Origin of the sequence: Fontivita pretiosa, assembly GCF_050410795.1 — a bacterium.
GTDB classification, from domain to species: domain Bacteria; phylum Planctomycetota; class Phycisphaerae; order Tepidisphaerales; family Tepidisphaeraceae; genus Fontivita; species Fontivita pretiosa.
Window position 1 is genome coordinate 682,442 of record NZ_CP191258.1, and the last position, 17,471, is coordinate 699,912.

A 17,471-nucleotide genomic window follows, 5' to 3' on the forward strand; every position below is an offset into this window, starting at 1 on the left:
ACAGACCGTGAAAGTCCGTCTGCGAAACAGAACTGCACTGGAAATGCGGCGACCTGCGGGGCCATTATATCCGAGCAGAGCCGCGGCGGCGCCTTCGCCGGCACATGAAGATGCCCGCCGCCATCGCTCCCGCCGCCGCCATGCTCGGCTCGGGCGTAACCGCAATCCGAGACAGTGTCGCACCTTCGATGTTCATCAGGTTCCAGTAAAACGTCTTCTCCTGCCCGTCGTTGGCGCTGGCGTAGACCAGCATGAGGTTGAACCCCCCGGCGGTGGTTTCGCTGACGCTGTAGCCGAACGTTCCCCCCGCCGCCGTCAGCTCATCCTTCACCGCCTGGATTCCCTGCGTCGTGCCCTCGACCTTCAGCAGCACGTACACGTCGAGCTGCGCCGGATCCAGACCGGTGAATCGCACGTAGCCGATGTTGCTCGTCGGATGAATCACCAGCGGTGCATAGACTCCCGGGCTTGGTTGAGGAATCAGCAGCGGCGTGGATTGCCCGAAGCGATCCGCCTCGGCGGGAAGATACACCGGCTGTGCGGCAGTGAGCCGCGCCGGGCCGCCGACGCGCGCGATGAACACGCCGCTGCTGCCACCGCTGAACTTGGCCCGAAAGGCAAGCTGTCCGTAATCGTTGAACCCCACCTGCCGCCCATCCTGCCCGCCCGATGCGCCGGCGAAAGTGAAACCGCTCAGTGTCCGCACATCTCCGGGTGCAACGGTGAATGCGTCCCCGGTTCGCAATACTTTCACCACCTGCCCGTAAGGATCCACCGCGTACAGCGCGTCTCGATTGCTGCTGACAACTCCGCTGCCTGTCAATTGCGTGAAGAATGCGACCTGACCTGCGGCGTTCACGATCGGCTCGCCGAAAAATCCGAAGTTCACCCCGCTGGAGGTCCCGGGCGCCGCCTGTCCGGTCATGGCGCGCAGTTGTAGATCCCCGGGCTGACCAGACCAGATTCCCTGATCCGCGCCCAGATGTCCGCGGAACGCAACGTGACCCCCGCCGCCGATCCGCGCATCGCCAAAACCTGTGAAGTTGGCGTTGGTGCCCGGCGCGGGCGGCGCCGTTACTCCGCTGCGCGCCACCAGCGTCAGCGTCCCGCCCTGCGCCACCCAGATACCGGTGTTGCCGCTGGGGCCCGTGAACCCCACAATCGCGATCTGTCCGGCGTCGTTCATCACCGGGTCGCGGAAGTCAATGAATGTGCTGCCCGGATCCATCCCCGGCGCCGTATCGCCACTGCGAACCAGCAGAGAAGCCGCGTTGGGCGATCCGCCCCAGACTCCGCGCGAGTTGTCGCTCAAGCGCGCCCAGTACGCGACCTGGCCCGTGGCGTTGACCGTTGGCACCCCGATCGCCTGGTAGCTGGCCGTGCCCGCCCCGGGCGCCGTCGCGCCGGTGCGCGCTACCAGGATCAAGTTATCTGGCGTGCCCGCCCACAATCCGCCGGCGTAGCTGTTGGTGCTTCCCGTGAATGCCACTTTCCCGGCGCGGCTCATGAATGGCTGCGCTACCGTGTTGTAGGTCGCACCGTCGGGTGTCGTATCTCCCTTTCGCGCGATCTTCGTGACCGTCGTGCTCGTGCCCGCGCTGCTCGCCAACGCCAGGTTCAGCTCGTCTCCCGTGATCGTGCTTCGCAGCGGCACGTGGAACGCCACCCACGCGCCGGCCCCCTCCGCCTGCACCGGCAACGTCACGTGAGGATTTCCATAAGTGGCACTGGGACTGCTGACCGGCGCCGCCGCCCCCTCGCGAAAAACAAGCGAGAAGCCGGCGCCTGGCCGACCCGACCACATCCCCGTATCGTTCAGATTGTCCGGCACCCCAGAACCCGTCAACGCCGCCATGAATGCCAGTTGACCGGCGTTGTTCAGAATCGGAGACGACTGGAGCTGGAAATCCTGCTGGGGGCTGGTGTCGGTCTGAAGAAGCGACAGGTCCGGATCGAAGAAGCTGTAGAACTGCGCCGTCGTCTGTGGCGCCGCAGCACCGCTGGTGAAGATCGTCGAATAACTGGCGCCCAGGGTCTGCGCGCACAACTCCGCATCTGCAACCAGCACTGCGGCCCACAATGCCACAGCAGTGGCGACGCGATGCAACTTCATTTCCTCTCCCGACTCCTGATCCACTTGTTCCTGCTGGCGCAATCACCAAAGCCCCCCGCTGCATAAATGAGGGCTGGGTTTCGTCCGTCCGCCGCAGCCGGGGCGCGCTCCGCCACACCGCACGTCCTTCTTCTTGCGTCCCCGAATCTATCTATAAATAATACCCCAACCACCACCCCGGATCGCAGCGAAAAATCTCCGCACCGTTGCGGGCGCTGGTTCGTCCGGACCACAAACTCTCCATTTCGATAACCTGCAACCGTCGGACTTTGTTCCATCCCCGGCTACGACCAAATATTAAGATCGATTAGTCTCGCTTAGCCCCCGCTGCCCATCTACGCCCGATCCGGCTTGCCCCTGGCCCCCGCCGGACTTACCCTTGCATGACATGTTCGACAAGACCTTCGCCAAGTGGTGGCTGACGCGGGTCATTCCCTACGCCGACGTGCCCCCGGAAAAGCTCTCCGCCGAACGCGAGGCCCTCCGCAAGCAGCACGAGTACAACCGCAACTACGACGAATTCCTGAAGCAGGCTGTCCTGCCCGCCGTCGAGACGCTGGTCAAACTCCTCTCGGCCAACCGCATTGTTCACCGCGTCTCAAGCTGGGGAAACCAGCTCTCCATACGCGTGCATTTGTCCTGGCGATGGGGAGAGCTGGTCATCATGCAAAGCCACGAGGATGCCGTCACCTTCGAACATCACATCATCACCGAAGGCGAAAAACGTGGCGACGATTCGGCCGAGGATCATTCCCACCAGTACGACCTGCGCGACCCCCTGCCTCCTTCCGTCGCCGAACAGGAACTTCAGTTCTTCCTCACGCGACTGGCCCAGGACCTGGTTGAACCCGAGCCCGAGCCGGAAATCCCCCCGGGCGAAGAACCGCCGAAGGACTGAGGCCGGTCGCTTGATTGATCGGCGACCTGTGCGATAAGGATGGCGCGCATCAATGGGAAAGCCCGTATGAGAAGCAACTCATGCTACGGCCCACACATCCCCACCCTGCTCTGGACGATGAATACCGAGCTGCTCCCCGAAGGCAATCACGACGAGTACGGCAACTGCCGCGCGGTGGATGTGGCGGGGCGTGCCATGCCGTTTCAGAAGATTGAAACGATCGACCAGCCGGGCAGCGAGGCTGCTGGCGCCGGGCAGCTCGAGATGTTCGACCGCAAGACCACCCGCCGCGACGGCTTCAGCAACCGCCTGATCCTGGGCAAGGATCCCCAATCCCGGTATTGTGGGATTGGGATCCCCGACAACAAGCTGGTCATGGTCTGACTGCTGAAGGAGCTCAAGGGCACAATCGACCTCATCTACATCGACCCGCCGTTCGACGCAGGAGCAGAATGAGCGACGCTGATTCGACCTCGATCTCGACCAAACACTACTTCGTCGATGAAGCGGGTGATGCGACTCTCTTCGATGCCCGGGGACGCGTCATCGCCGGCACTGCCGGATGTTCAAGCCACTTCATGCTCGGCGTACTGTCGGTCGCTGATCCCATTGGCTTGAACGACCGCTTCGGCTCGCTGCACAAACAGGTTCTTGCCGACCCGTTCTACGAGGGAGTTCCGTCGCTCAGGCCCGAGCAGCGCAAGACTGCTGTGCTCTTCCATGCCAAGGACGATATTCCGGAAATACGCGAGCGGGTTTTTCGACTGCTGGCCGCCGAGGACATCCGGTTCTTCGGTGTCGTCCGCGACAAGCGCGGCGTCGCTGTCGATGTCCGGAACAGGAACAGGCAGAGCGTGGCATATCGATACCATCCGAACCGGCTTTACGACGAGATGGTGCGTCGACTCTTCAAGAACCTCCTGCACAGGGACGGCTGCTATCAGGTCTGTTTCTCCCGGCGGGGCAGCAAGGACCGCACCGGGGCCCTCAAAACCGCGCTGGAGCAGGCCCGCGAGAATTTCCGACGCCAGTGGAACATCACGACCGCCGCACCCATCGAGGTCTCGGCGTTGCCGTCGAAGGACAGCTACTGCCTTCAGGCAACAGACTACCTGCTGTGGGCGCTCCAGCGTCTTTACACGAAAGCGGAAGATCGGTATCTGAAGTTCCTGTGGTCGAAGGTCGGAGTGATTCAGGACGTGGACGACCGGCGCAGCAACCGCTACGGCGTCTACTACTCCAGCGAGAACCCGCTGACGGCGGAGAAGATACAAAAACAGCCAGGGATATAGGATCGCCGCCGAAGCGGCGATCACACGGCTTGGAGCCGAGTTTCATCCACTGGCTTGTTCTTCATCATACGATGGAAGTTCAAAAAGTGATAGGGCGCAAAGCGTGAAACCCGCATCGAACCACGAGACGACCTACGGCTGGCCCAAGCACAACCACCCCGAGGCGGTTCCGACGTCTTCGCGCGAGCACGGCTTGGTTCCGTCCAAACCTACGCGTTCTAAAGCCCGGAACTGCGCGCGACTTGGAAGGTGCCTCTGTTGCGATGCGAAAGATATTGGGTGACGGCGGCATGCAGTTGCTCTAACCGGTGCAAAACGGCAACCTGTTCCGAAGCACTTGTACCGCCAAAGAATCTGACCGATCCGGCGCTTGCTGAACAGCAACTGAAGCGTCGGATCAAGACAATCAAGGCTTATAAGCGAGGCGCGATCGTCTGCAACGCGCGACATCAACCATGATCACCAGATCGCTCGGCAAAACCGGTTGGACCGTCTCAGCCATCGGATTCGGCGCCTGGGGCATTGGCGGGCAATGGGGCCCGGTGGATCGACAAACCGCCCTGGACACCATTCGCGCCGCCTACGATGCCGGCGTCAACTTCTTCGATACCGCCGACGCCTACGGCGAGCCGCCGGGGCTGTCCGAACAGCTCATCGCCGCCGCGCTCAAAGGCGTTCGCGACAAGGTCATCATCGCCACCAAGGTGGGCAACTACGGCCGCCGGCAGCAGCATCCGTTGCCTTTCACCTCGCCGCTGCACGTGACGCTCTGCTGCGATGCCAGCCTGTATCGCCTGGGCACCGACTATATCGATCTGTATCAGTGTCACCTGGGCAGCGCGCCCGATTACACCGTCTTCATCGAAGCATTCGAGGACCTGATGCGCAGCGGGAAAATCCGCGCCTACGGCATCTCCTCCAACTCCCTGACCGCCGTCGAACTGTTCAACCGCAATGGCCGATGTGCCACCGTGCAGCTTGAATACAGCATCCTCAACCGCGCCGCAGAAAAAGACCTGCTTCCGTACTGCCAGCAGCACGACATCGGCGTGATCGTCCGCGGGCCGCTGGCCAAGGGTGTCCTGGCTGGCAAATTCACCCCCGATACCCGCTTCACCGATTCGGTGCGCGAAAAGTGGAACGCCGGCGAACAACGCGAACGCTTCCTTCAGCAGCTCCAGGTTGTCGAGAAACTACGCTTCCTGGAACGACCCGGACGAAACCTGGCGCAGGCGGCGCTTCAGTTCGTCATCGCGCACCCGGCGGTCAGCCTGGCCATCCCCGGCGCCAAATCCCCCGAGCAGGCCAGGCTCAACGCCGCCGCCGGCCAGCGAACCCTGGACCCCTCCGAACTGGAAAAAATCCGCGCCGTCTCGGCGTGAGGCCGCCCGCGCACGTCCAGGCAGACTTTGCTTGTCTCATGGCGCTGATGCTGCCGCCGCTCGCCGCGCAAAAAAAAGAATGCCTTCGCCCAATGAGCGACGGCATTCGGTTGCTCCGTAGAGCATTGCCTGCGAACTCTTCTTCTTGTTACGAAAAGCCGCAGGACCGGGTTGGTTAGACCTGTTCATGATAATATTCACTTCCCGCTTCATGCAAGCACTTTTTAAGGGAGGAACATGGCAAAGACCCTGGGATTGGATCTGGGACCTAACTCCATTGGCTGGGCCTTGATCGAAGACAACGCCGATGGAACCGGACGACTGATCGACTGTGGCGTGCGTGTCTTTCCTGAAGGGGTGGATGCCTTTGACACCGGAAAGGAAAACAGCCGCAGCGAACAACGCCGGATGGCTCGAATGATGCGTCGGCAGATCCGGCGACGGGCGCGCAGGCGGAGGATCGTCGAAGCGGCGCTGGTCGAAGCCAGGTTGCTGCCCGCCGACGACGTCGAACGCCGGCAGATACTGGCACTGGACCCCTATCCACTGCGCGCCCGGGCCGTCGCCGAAAGGCTCCAGCCGTTCGAGATCGGACGGGTCATCTATCACCTCAACCAGCGCCGCGGTTTCCTTTCGCTCAAGAAAGTCTCCAAGGCCAAAATCGAGAAGGAACTGAAGTCGATCGAGAAGAAACGCGCCGCGGATCGCGAGTCCGCCGTGGCCGCCGACGGCGAAGGCGCGATCAAAAAGGAAGACGAATCCAAGATGCTCGCGCAGATCGAGCTGCTGGCCAGGCGCATCGGCGATCGCACCCTCGGCCAGGCACTGTACGAGCAGCAGACGTCCGCCGCCCGCACCACCAACGGTTCGCCGATTCCGCTGCGCATCCGCAACCAGCACACGCGGCGGTTAATGATCGAGGATGAATTCCTGCGCATTTGGGAACACCAGAAGCAGTACCACCCGAACCTGCTGACCGACGCGGCCTGCTTTGGCACCGTCGGCCGCCAAGATGCCCAGCGCACGCGCGAGCCGATCCCGCGCGATCACTCCAAAACGCCCCTGGAGCAATTCGGCCTGCACGGACTGATCTTCTTCCAACGTCCCATCTACTGGCCGCGAGAGATGATCGGCATGTGCGAGCTTGAGAAAGGCCATCGTCGCTGCCCGAAAGCCGACCGGCATGCCCAGCGGTTCCGTATCCTTCAGGAAATCAACAATCTTCGATACACGCCCCCCGGCGTCTTCGACGAGAAACGACTCGACGATCAGCAGCGCGCCGCCCTCCTCGATGCGCTCGGAAAGAAGGAAAAGATCGAGTTCGATGCGATCCGCAAGCTGCTGGAGCTGCCCGATGGCACAAAATTCAACCTGGAGCGAGGCGAGCGCAGCAGCATCAAAGGCCACATCACGGACGCCCGCCTCGCCAGGGAATGGAAGGACTGGCACAAGCTGGATGAGCAAACCAGGGATCGGATCGTGCGAGTGCTCATCGATGCACAGCGAGACTCGGCAACCGCGCGGGAGAAGCTGCTGGCGGAGTTCCGCCTCTCTGAACAGGTTTCCGACGCACTGCTCTCCGTTGATCTGCCCGACGGGTATGTGAGCCTGTCCTTGAAGGCGATTGATAAACTCCTGCCACACCTGGAGCGCGGCCTGATCCTGATGGGCAAGACCCATGCCGACGAATCGGCGATGCGCGCGGCCGGGTATTTGCGCCGCGATGAACTACAGCGCCGCCTGTTCGACAAGCTCCCGTCACTGCAAATGATCCGCACCGGGCCGCTGGCCGACCTGCCCAACCCCGTCGTCAGCGCCGCCATGCACGAGCTGCGACGCGTCGTCAATGCGATTGTGCGCGAATACGGCCGGCCCGACGCCGTCCACATCGAGATGGCCCGCTCCCTGAAGATGAGCAGCGAAAAACGCAGGGAGTATAACAAGGCGATCCACGAGCGAGCGGAAGAACGCGAGCGCATCGCCGGCATCCTGCGCCAGAACAAAATCGTCCCGACACGTGACGCGATACTCAAGTATCGGCTGTGGCAGGAGCAGCAGGAAAAGTGCATCTACACCGGACGACCCATCAGCTTTGAGCAGCTCTACAACGGGGAAACAGACATCGATCACATCCTGCCCTATTCGCTCACGCTGGACGACAGCCAGATGAACAAGGTTGTCTGTTTCCGCGATGCCAACCGCGAAAAGAACCAGCGATCGCCGTACGAATGGCTGGCGGGGCGCGATCCGCAGCGGTTGCGCCAGATCCAGCAGTGGGCTGAATGCCTGCCCTTTGCCAAGCGCCGAAAGCTCGCGCAGCAGGAAATCAGGAGCGAAGATTTCCTCGAGCGCCAGCTCAATGACACCGGTTACATCGCCCGCCTGGCGGTGACGTATCTGGAAATGCTCGTCCAGAACAAGCACGACGTGCAGGGACGCAAAGGCACGTACACGGCCGACCTTCGCCATCACTGGGGGCTGGATAACCTGCTTGAGTCGCTGCCCGACAGCCCGGCCTGGCAGGAGAAATCCAACCTCTCCCCCGGTGAGAAGAACCGCGCCGACCATCGGCATCATGCGCTGGATGCGATCGTCATCGCCCTGACCAACCGCAAGACGCTGGCCGCCATGCACCAGGGCAAGGAAACCGTCAACCACACCGACAAACAAACCGGCGAGGTCGTCGAGTACCAGCGTTTCACAAAGGACATCCCGCCGCCGTGGGGCATGGACCGCGAAGAATTCCGACAGATGGTGCTCGACAAGCTGCGCGCGGTGAATGTCTCCCACCGCGTCCGCCGTGGGCTGCGCGGGGCGCTGCACGAAGACTCATTCTACGGCCCCGTCTACTCGCCCAAAGGTGGCCAGCGAGTCGAAGGCCAGTTCGTCAAGCGCAAGCCGGTCGAGTCACTGACCATGAACGAGATCCAGTTCATCCGTGACAAGGCGATTCGCGAGCTGGTCATCGGGCAACTGGCCGCCCATGGCATCAAGCCCGGTCGCGGCGCCGAGAAGGTGCCGCCCAAAAAGATGCAACAGGCCATGGCGGGATTGAAAATGCCATCGGGCGTGCCCATCCGTCGCGTACGCATCGTCAAAAAGGACGACACCATCCGCCCGCTGCGCGAGGGGCGACCGGATGAGGCTTGGGTCAAGCCCGGCTCAACACATCACCTCTGCATCTTCGAGTGGGACGAGCCGGACAAGAAAGGCAAACCCAAACGCGTCCGCGACGCCGTGTTCGTCTCCATGCTCGAGGCCAAACGCCGAGCCAGGTCCGGCGAACCGATTATCCAGCGGACTCACCCCAACCGCCCCGACGCGCGGTTCGTCATGTCTCTGACCAAGGGTGAACTGGTCTTGGCGAAGTGGAAAGGGTACGAGCACCCTTTGCAGCTTGTGATGAGCACGAGCGTCTCCACTGAAAAAAAGGCGACCTTCTATCTCGCTACCGATGCTCGAAAATCGGATCAGCGATTGAAGTTCAACACTGGGCTTTCACTGCTCAATGCCCGCAAAGTCACTGTCGATCCTCTGGGCCGGATCCGCTGGGCCAATGACTGAGTTCCGATGATCAAGCGCACCATCGACATCTCCAGCGGCCCGACGTATCTGTCGGTCGAGAACGACCAGCTTGTCCTCTTGCGCCAGCGCCAGGAGATCGGACGCGTGCCCTGCGAAGATGTCGGCGTGCTGATGGTCGATCACGTCGCCACCACGTTCACGCACGCGGTCTTCCTTCGCCTGATCGAACGCGGCGCTGTTGTCGTCTTCTGCGGCGCCAATCATCTGCCGGCGGGCATGCTTCTGCCCATGCAGAACAACGAGCTGACCGCCCGGCGGATGCGCCTGCAGGCGGCGGCGCCGCTGCCCCTGCGAAAACGCCTCTGGAAGCAGATCGTCCGCCAAAAGGTGCGTCTCCAGGCCGGCAATCTCGCGGCTGACCATCCCGCCCGCCGCAGGTTGCTCGCCATGGCCGACGAAGTGAAAAGCGGCGACCGCTCGAACATCGAGGGACAGGCGGCGCGGTTCTACTGGCCAGCGCTGATGGGAGAGCACTTCAGACGCGACCCCGACGGGCTGCCCCCCAACAACCTGCTGAATTACGGCTACATGGTCATGCGCGCCGCCGTCGCACGGGCGCTGGTCGCCGCCGGCTTGCATCCGGCCTTCTCGCTCCAGCACGTGCACCGCAACAACGCTTTCGCCCTGGCGGACGATATGGTTGAGGTCCTGCGCCCGATGGTTGATCGCGCCGTGCTGGAGCTGATGCGCCAGCAGGCCAGCGGGTTTGTCGATCGGGAATCCAAGCAGAAGCTGCTGGGGCTTTTGGGCCAGCCAGTCGCCGTCGCCCAGCAGCGGGGACCGCTGATGGTCCAGCTTCATCGCGTCGCGACTTCGCTGTTGCGATGCTACGAGGGACAGGCCCGGCGCCTGCAACTTCCGGAATATCCGCTACCGGCTTCCCAACCGGAACCCACGCCGGGCGAAGCCGACATCGCTGGCTGAAATCGAGATTGGCGTCTACGGGTGTGGATTGAACAATCATCCGGGTGGGGCTCAGTGGCTACCGGATCATGTGGCTGTTCGTCCTGTTCGATCTGCCTGTGGATACCAAGGCCGCGCGCCGTGCCTATGCGCAGTTTCGCAAGTTTCTTTTGAAGGATGGGTTCCTTCAGTTGCAATACTCGGTCTACGCGCGGGTGTGCGCCAGCGAGGCGCACCTGGAGGTTCACACCCGCCGCGTTGAGGCGCGCGTTCCCGACGATGGCGAAGTGAGGTTGCTGTGCATCACCGACAAGCAGTTTGCCCGCCAGCGGATTTACTGGGGAAAAGCGCGGAAGCTGCCGCCGAAAACGCCTCAGCAACTCGAGTTTTTCTAGCCTCCTTTCCGCACAACCGGCGGATTGACCGGCATTTCAGGACGGGAAGAGTCTAACCAACCCGGCCCTGCCAGCAATCCGCAACCAGCTCGATGAGCTTGGCCGTCGTCCTGCCGAGTCTAACCAACCCGGCCCTGCCAGCAATCCGCAACCATGGCGGGTTGATGATCCGCCAGCGTGCCGAGTCTAACCAACCCGGCCCTGCCAGCAATCCGCAACGAGCAACAGCGGTCAATTCGCGTGCAACAGGAGTCTAACCAACCCGGCCCTGCCAGCAATCCGCAACCCACGCCCGGCCAAAGCCTCACCTGCCCAGTGAGTCTAACCAACCCGGCCCTGCCAGCAATCCGCAACCGATCGCGTCGGCTCATGCGATGTGACGCTGAGTCTAACCAACCCGGCCCTGCCAGCAATCCGCAACCATGAAATCAGGGCCGCAGTCATGAATCCAGAGTCTAACCAACCCGGCCCTGCCAGCAATCCGCAACAACGGCTCGGATTCGTCTGTCGCCGTCCGGGAGTCTAACCAACCCGGCCCTGCCAGCAATCCGCAACGTATGAGTTTGACCTGTTGCTCAACATCTCGAGTCTAACCAACCCGGCCCTGCCAGCAATCCGCAACGGCGCGCGGGCGCAGGAAACGATCGATCTGGAGTCTAACCAACCCGGCCCTGCCAGCAATCCGCAACCCACGCCCGGCCAAAGCCTCACCTGCCCAGTGAGTCTAACCAACCCGGCCCTGCCAGCAATCCGCAACCGATCGCGTCGGCTCATGCGATGTGACGCTGAGTCTAACCAACCCGGCCCTGCCAGCAATCCGCAACCATGAAATCAGGGCCGCAGTCATGAATCCAGAGTCTAACCAACCCGGCCCTGCCAGCAATCCGCAACAACGGCTCGGATTCGTCTGTCGCCGTCCGGGAGTCTAACCAACCCGGCCCTGCCAGCAATCCGCAACGTATGAGTTTGACCTGTTGCTCAACATCTCGAGTCTAACCAACCCGGCCCTGCCAGCAATCCGCAACGGCGCGCGGGCGCAGGAAACGATCGATCTGGAGTCTAACCAACCCGGCCCTGCCAGCAATCCGCAACCGTGGCCAGCGCGCTGCGACCCAGGCCCAAGAGTCTAACCAACCCGGCCCTGCCAGCAATCCGCAACAACGTCGGCGGCATGGTCACCGCGGCGGGCGAGTCTAACCAACCCGGCCCTGCCAGCAATCCGCAACGGCACGAAGGCGCTGGCCTACGACGGCCAGAGTCTAACCAACCCGGCCCTGCCAGCAATCCGCAACAAGCGCGCCGAGATCGACATGGGCGCCTCAGAGTCTAACCAACCCGGCCCTGCCAGCAATCCGCAACATCGAGCTCAGCGCCTCGGCGCTGCCGGAGGAGTCTAACCAACCCGGCCCTGCCAGCAATCCGCAACCGATCATCCACACCAAAGTGCAGCAGGCGAGAGTCTAACCAACCCGGCCCTGCCAGCAATCCGCAACCATGCGCCATCTGCTGTCCTGCGGGGAGGCGAGTCTAACCAACCCGGCCCTGCCAGCAATCCGCAACGAGCTTCCCCTTTTCAATGCGAGTATTCATGAGTCTAACCAACCCGGCCCTGCCAGCAATCCGCAACTGGGCTTGGGTGGCATGATTTTTACGTTGCGAGTCTAACCAACCCGGCCCTGCCAGCAATCCGCAACAAATCCGGCAAAAGTTTCCATTCGTGTGGTGAGTCTAACCAACCCGGCCCTGCCAGCAATCCGCAACATGTCCTGAATCAACGTTTGCGGCGTGGCGGAGTCTAACCAACCCGGCCCTGCCAGCAATCCGCAACCCCGCGGCGCCGCTGGAGTTGTCGCATTGCGAGTCTAACCAACCCGGCCCTGCCAGCAATCCGCAACTACTGGCTGGTGCCGCTGACCAGCTCGACAGAGTCTAACCAACCCGGCCCTGCCAGCAATCCGCAACTCACGGGCAAGAACGTCGGATCGTATCCGGGAGTCTAACCAACCCGGCCCTGCCAGCAATCCGCAACTCAAGGTCAATAACACGTCTGCGGCGAGCAGAGTCTAACCAACCCGGCCCTGCCAGCAATCCGCAACCCGGCTACATCGACACCGAAGTGTCGGCGAGAGTCTAACCAACCCGGCCCTGCCAGCAATCCGCAACGTCTGCGCCCTTGTCAAGGAGAAGCGGTGCGAGTCTAACCAACCCGGCCCTGCCAGCAATCCGCAACTTGCATTGCCGACAGAAACGCAACCCCCGGAGTCTAACCAACCCGGCCCTGCCAGCAATCCGCAACGGATGCGATCTACTGCATTGAGCCAAGCGGGAGTCTAACCAACCCGGCCCTGCCAGCAATCCGCAACCGCAGTGTCGGCCAGTCAACGTTGACCGGGAGTCTAACCAACCCGGCCCTGCCAGCAATCCGCAACACACCAGCTTCAAGGTCGGTCGCGGTTACGGAGTCTAACCAACCCGGCCCTGCCAGCAATCCGCAACACGACCGGATCGATCAGGCAGGCCAGCGAGGAGTCTAACCAACCCGGCCCTGCCAGCAATCCGCAACCAGCAGTCCCGTCCATGCAATGACCTTGGGAGTCTAACCAACCCGGCCCTGCCAGCAATCCGCAACCCGACGCTGATGGGGCGCAGACCAACGCATGAGTCTAACCAACCCGGCCCTGCCAGCAATCCGCAACACACAACGCCGTTCTCGACCAGCTCTCCCAGAGTCTAACCAACCCGGCCCTGCCAGCAATCCGCAACTCGGGCGACCTCCAGCAACCGGGCAGCCGCGAGTCTAACCAACCCGGCCCTGCCAGCAATCCGCAACGACCGGCTCCTGCGTGAGCGACGCCTGCCAGAGTCTAACCAACCCGGCCCTGCCAGCAATCCGCAACTGCTCGCGCACTGCCGGTTGTCGGTCAGCGGAGTCTAACCAACCCGGCCCTGCCAGCAATCCGCAACTCTACGCGACCCAGGTCGTCAGCGGCTTCGGAGTCTAACCAACCCGGCCCTGCCAGCAATCCGCAACTCGTCCATTCCATCTCCTTTACCATGCGGCGAGTCTAACCAACCCGGCCCTGCCAGCAATCCGCAACGAGTCTCGCCAGTTCAAACAGGGCCTTTTGAGTCTAACCAACCCGGCCCTGCCAGCAATCCGCAACGCTCGGTGGTGATGATGATGCCGGAATGGGAGTCTAACCAACCCGGCCCTGCCAGCAATCCGCAACCTGATGAATCGCCACGTCCTCAACGCCCCCGAGTCTAACCAACCCGGCCCTGCCAGCAATCCGCAACATGATCGGCGTGGGGGCCGATGTCACGATGGAGTCTAACCAACCCGGCCCTGCCAGCAATCCGCAACAGCCCGCGCGGACTGGCGCAGCGATGGCCGGAGTCTAACCAACCCGGCCCTGCCAGCAATCCGCAACGCTCGGACAGCATGCCGCTGACGCGCGGCAGAGTCTAACCAACCCGGCCCTGCCAGCAATCCGCAACTCGTGCTTGAGGTATTCGTGCGTGATCTCGGAGTCTAACCAACCCGGCCCTGCCAGCAATCCGCAACGCTCGCCCGATAAATGAAATGAGGGTAGCGAGTCTAACCAACCCGGCCCTGCCAGCAATCCGCAACCGATCCTTTTGTGTTGCGTTTGTCGGGCATGAGTCTAACCAACCCGGCCCTGCCAGCAATCCGCAACTCATCGGCCCCGACGTCAGCGCTAACCCAAGAGTCTAACCAACCCGGCCCTGCCAGCAATCCGCAACTGGATGCCATTTTCACGCTCGGAATTCTCGAGTCTAACCAACCCGGCCCTGCCAGCAATCCGCAACACCTCAAGACGAATCGTCCCGCTCGTTGTGAGTCTAACCAACCCGGCCCTGCCAGCAATCCGCAACAGGTCCTCAATCCTTTCCGCGCCGCTCGGCGAGTCTAACCAACCCGGCCCTGCCAGCAATCCGCAACCGTATGACGTGTCGGGCACGTCGGCGACAGAGTCTAACCAACCCGGCCCTGCCAGCAATCCGCAACTCACCAAGCCATCTGCTCAAGCACCCTGTCGAGTCTAACCAACCCGGCCCTGCCAGCAATCCGCAACCCTTCACGCCCGCGACGACGGCAGCGGCAAGAGTCTAACCAACCCGGCCCTGCCAGCAATCCGCAACCGTCGCTGAGCGTGGGATCGGGGTGGACTGGAGTCTAACCAACCCGGCCCTGCCAGCAATCCGCAACACATCGTCGAACAGCGCCCGCTGGTTGGCGAGTCTAACCAACCCGGCCCTGCCAGCAATCCGCAACGCTGCTGGCGCCCTTTGGCATCGTCCACCGAGTCTAACCAACCCGGCCCTGCCAGCAATCCGCAACCCGCTTCGGGCACAGCCCAGCCAGCCCCGGGAGTCTAACCAACCCGGCCCTGCCAGCAATCCGCAACCGGAAGTTACGAATGTGTGATCCGGAGCGAGAGTCTAACCAACCCGGCCCTGCCAGCAATCCGCAACCCACCTTGATCGGGTTGCCCGTGTCCGTGCGAGTCTAACCAACCCGGCCCTGCCAGCAATCCGCAACTGGCTCGTCTGCGTAGCACGAACACAACTCGAGTCTAACCAACCCGGCCCTGCCAGCAATCCGCAACCCACGGCGGACCTTTCCGCCGCGGCGGCGCGAGTCTAACCAACCCGGCCCTGCCAGCAATCCGCAACCCTGTCGTACAATACCATCATGACCAATCGAGTCTAACCAACCCGGCCCTGCCAGCAATCCGCAACCCGGCGGCCCCCAGATGTACAGGGGCTGGCGAGTCTAACCAACCCGGCCCTGCCAGCAATCCGCAACCCGATCTCCGTCCATCCGCTCGGCGGCGTGGAGTCTAACCAACCCGGCCCTGCCAGCAATCCGCAACTGATTGAATGGCTGTGTGTGATCGTTGCGTGAGTCTAACCAACCCGGCCCTGCCAGCAATCCGCAACGACGACGAGCCGCTCAGTATCAGCCGTCCGGAGTCTAACCAACCCGGCCCTGCCAGCAATCCGCAACACCACCTCGATTTCATCCACGTCATCCGCGAGTCTAACCAACCCGGCCCTGCCAGCAATCCGCAACCAGCGTGGCCATCACGTCCTCGAAGGTGACGAGTCTAACCAACCCGGCCCTGCCAGCAATCCGCAACCTCACATCAAAGACCTGCGTGCGTGGAAGGAGTCTAACCAACCCGGCCCTGCCAGCAATCCGCAACCCCCAGCTACCAATGTGGTAGCGGCCGTTGGAGTCTAACCAACCCGGCCCTGCCAGCAATCCGCAACAAATCCCCCGCCGACGCTGCACCTGCGGCAGAGTCTAACCAACCCGGCCCTGCCAGCAATCCGCAACTGCGGATCAACGAGCCGCTTTACGACCCACGAGTCTAACCAACCCGGCCCTGCCAGCAATCCGCAGCAGCAGGGTCTCGGGCCGGTTCGTCTCGCGCGCGGCAACGAGGGCACCGAAGCTGCCCGCGGAGTCGCAGCCCGGCAGTTGGCGTCGATTCGCCGCAGCGTGCACACTGGCCAGCCGCTGGCGAGTGATGGTTTTCTGAGTAAGCTTGAGCGGATCTTCCGTCGGCGGCTGCGTCGCCTGCCACCCGGCTGGCCAAAGAGTGCCGAAAGCGAAAGGGAAACAGTGACTGTCCCCAGCTTGAACCCCACCCTTCACAGCTTCGCCTACTGCCTCGATTTCCTGCGCGATCAGGTCGCCGACGTTTCGGCGGCGGACATGGTGGCACATCCGAAGGGAATCGTGAATCATCCTGCGTGGATCATCGGGCATCTGACGTACGTGTTCGAGATGCTCGGCGGCGCGATCGGGCTGCCCCCGTGGTTGCCGCAGGAGTGGGCAGGGCGTTATGGCCCCGGCAGCGTGCCCGTCACCGATTCTGCCGCGTATCCGACGAAAGAAAACTTCCTGGCCATCCTGCACGACGCACAGTCGCGCCTCACGCGCGCGGTCGAAGCGCTACCTGAGGCTCGGATGGATGAGCCTTTCCCGGATGAATCATATCGTGATGTCTTCCCGACGATCCGGCACGCCCTGACGCAGGTGCTCGTCGGGCATACGGCATACCATATCGGCCAGATCACGGTATGGCGCAGCGCCATGGGTCTGCCGGGGCTGGGAAGATCATTTGAATGAGGCCGGAGCATGCGTGTCTGGGCGTCTTGCCCGAGTAATGTACGTGGCCTCGGCCGGGATGCCCGTGGCATTGCGGATCAGTGTGCCCCGCGGATGACTTCCACCGGATCGTACCTGGCCGCGCGGCGCGCGGGGTACACCGCCGCCAGAAGCACGATCGCCATCGCCCCGAAAAACGCCGTGACATACTGGCTGAGATGCTCACTCATCAAAAGCCCGTAGGCTTTGATCAGGCCTTCCATCTGGATCGGCACCCGCCGCAGCCCCTCGACGGCGATCTTGCCGAAGATCAGCCCCAGGATCGAGCCGATCAGCCCGATCACCATCCCCTGAAGCAGGTAAATCTGCGTGATATCCGCCCGGGAGAAACCGAAGCTCTTGAGGATCGCGATGTCGTTGACGCGCTCCAGCACCGCCATGATCAGGATGTTCAGCACCCCGAACGCCGCCACCACCAGCAGCGCGCCGGTGATGAAGTAGGTGATGATCGTCTGGATGCGGAAGATCTTCAGGAAGTTTTCGTTGGCCTCCTGCCAGCTTTCGGTCTTGTAGCCGCTGATCTGCTCGATTTGTGCCGCGATTTCCCGGGCGCGGGTGTAATCGCTGGTGCGGACCACGATCTCGTTGACGATGTTTTTCTTATTTCAGCAGGGTCTGGGCGCTGGTGAGCTGCATGTAGCCGCGGGAATAGTCCACCGGCGTCACGCCGGTGCTGAGCTTTCAGGAAATGAGACGGGAAA

General features: G+C 62.3%; 10 protein-coding genes and 1 CRISPR repeat array. Of the genes, 8 read left to right on the forward strand and 2 right to left on the reverse strand.

Annotated features, from left to right (window positions below; genetic code table 11):
- Nucleotides 1-64: 64 nt before the first annotated feature.
- Nucleotides 65-2,113, reverse strand: coding sequence for a DUF7453 family protein (locus ACQS5P_RS02690; protein WP_428939361.1), 2,049 nt, complete (start codon nucleotides 2,111-2,113; stop codon nucleotides 65-67).
- A 388-nt stretch (nucleotides 2,114-2,501) separates the two neighbouring features.
- Here ACQS5P_RS02690 and ACQS5P_RS02695 point away from each other — a divergent pair, with 388 nt between their 5' ends.
- From ACQS5P_RS02695 to ACQS5P_RS02730, 8 genes are all read left to right on the forward strand, one after another.
- On the forward strand, nucleotides 2,502-3,011 hold the full coding sequence (locus tag ACQS5P_RS02695) for a hypothetical protein (protein WP_428939362.1): 510 nt from the start codon (nucleotides 2,502-2,504) through the stop codon (nucleotides 3,009-3,011).
- A 66-nt stretch (nucleotides 3,012-3,077) separates the two neighbouring features.
- A complete protein-coding gene (locus tag ACQS5P_RS02700) occupies nucleotides 3,078-3,395 on the forward strand; it encodes a hypothetical protein (protein WP_428939363.1) in 318 nt (105 codons plus the stop codon).
- Nucleotides 3,396-3,463: 68 nt separating this feature from the next.
- The gene (locus tag ACQS5P_RS02705; RefSeq protein ID WP_428939364.1) at nucleotides 3,464-4,303 is read left to right on the forward strand and encodes a DUF3800 domain-containing protein; all 840 of its coding nucleotides are present in this window, start codon (nucleotides 3,464-3,466) and stop codon (nucleotides 4,301-4,303) included.
- Between the two features lie 455 nt (nucleotides 4,304-4,758).
- Complete coding sequence (locus ACQS5P_RS02710) at nucleotides 4,759-5,685, forward strand: aldo/keto reductase (RefSeq protein ID WP_428939365.1); 927 nt, start codon at nucleotides 4,759-4,761, stop codon at nucleotides 5,683-5,685.
- A 237-nt stretch (nucleotides 5,686-5,922) separates the two neighbouring features.
- A complete protein-coding gene (gene cas9 / locus ACQS5P_RS02715) occupies nucleotides 5,923-9,249 on the forward strand; it encodes a type II CRISPR RNA-guided endonuclease Cas9 (protein ID WP_428939366.1) in 3,327 nt (1,108 codons plus the stop codon).
- A gap of 6 nt (nucleotides 9,250-9,255) precedes the next feature.
- A complete protein-coding gene (gene cas1, locus ACQS5P_RS02720) occupies nucleotides 9,256-10,194 on the forward strand; it encodes a type II CRISPR-associated endonuclease Cas1 (protein WP_428939367.1) in 939 nt (312 codons plus the stop codon).
- 44 nt (nucleotides 10,195-10,238) lie between these two features.
- Nucleotides 10,239-10,568, forward strand: a complete 330-nt coding sequence (cas2, locus tag ACQS5P_RS02725) for a CRISPR-associated endonuclease Cas2 (RefSeq protein WP_428939368.1) — start codon at nucleotides 10,239-10,241, stop codon at nucleotides 10,566-10,568.
- Between the two features lie 48 nt (nucleotides 10,569-10,616).
- A CRISPR array of direct repeats spans nucleotides 10,617-16,000; the repeat unit is 37 nt; unit sequence GAGTCTAACCAACCCGGCCCTGCCAGCAATCCGCAAC.
- Nucleotides 16,001-16,236: 236 nt separating this feature from the next.
- Complete coding sequence (locus ACQS5P_RS02730; RefSeq protein ID WP_428939369.1) at nucleotides 16,237-16,731, forward strand: DinB family protein; 495 nt, start codon at nucleotides 16,237-16,239, stop codon at nucleotides 16,729-16,731.
- 77 nt (nucleotides 16,732-16,808) lie between these two features.
- Here the strand turns inward: ACQS5P_RS02730 and ACQS5P_RS02735 are convergent, their stop codons facing one another.
- Complete coding sequence (locus ACQS5P_RS02735; RefSeq protein ID WP_428939370.1) at nucleotides 16,809-17,348, reverse strand: ABC transporter permease; 540 nt, start codon at nucleotides 17,346-17,348, stop codon at nucleotides 16,809-16,811.
- Between the last annotated feature and the right edge of the window lie 123 nt (nucleotides 17,349-17,471).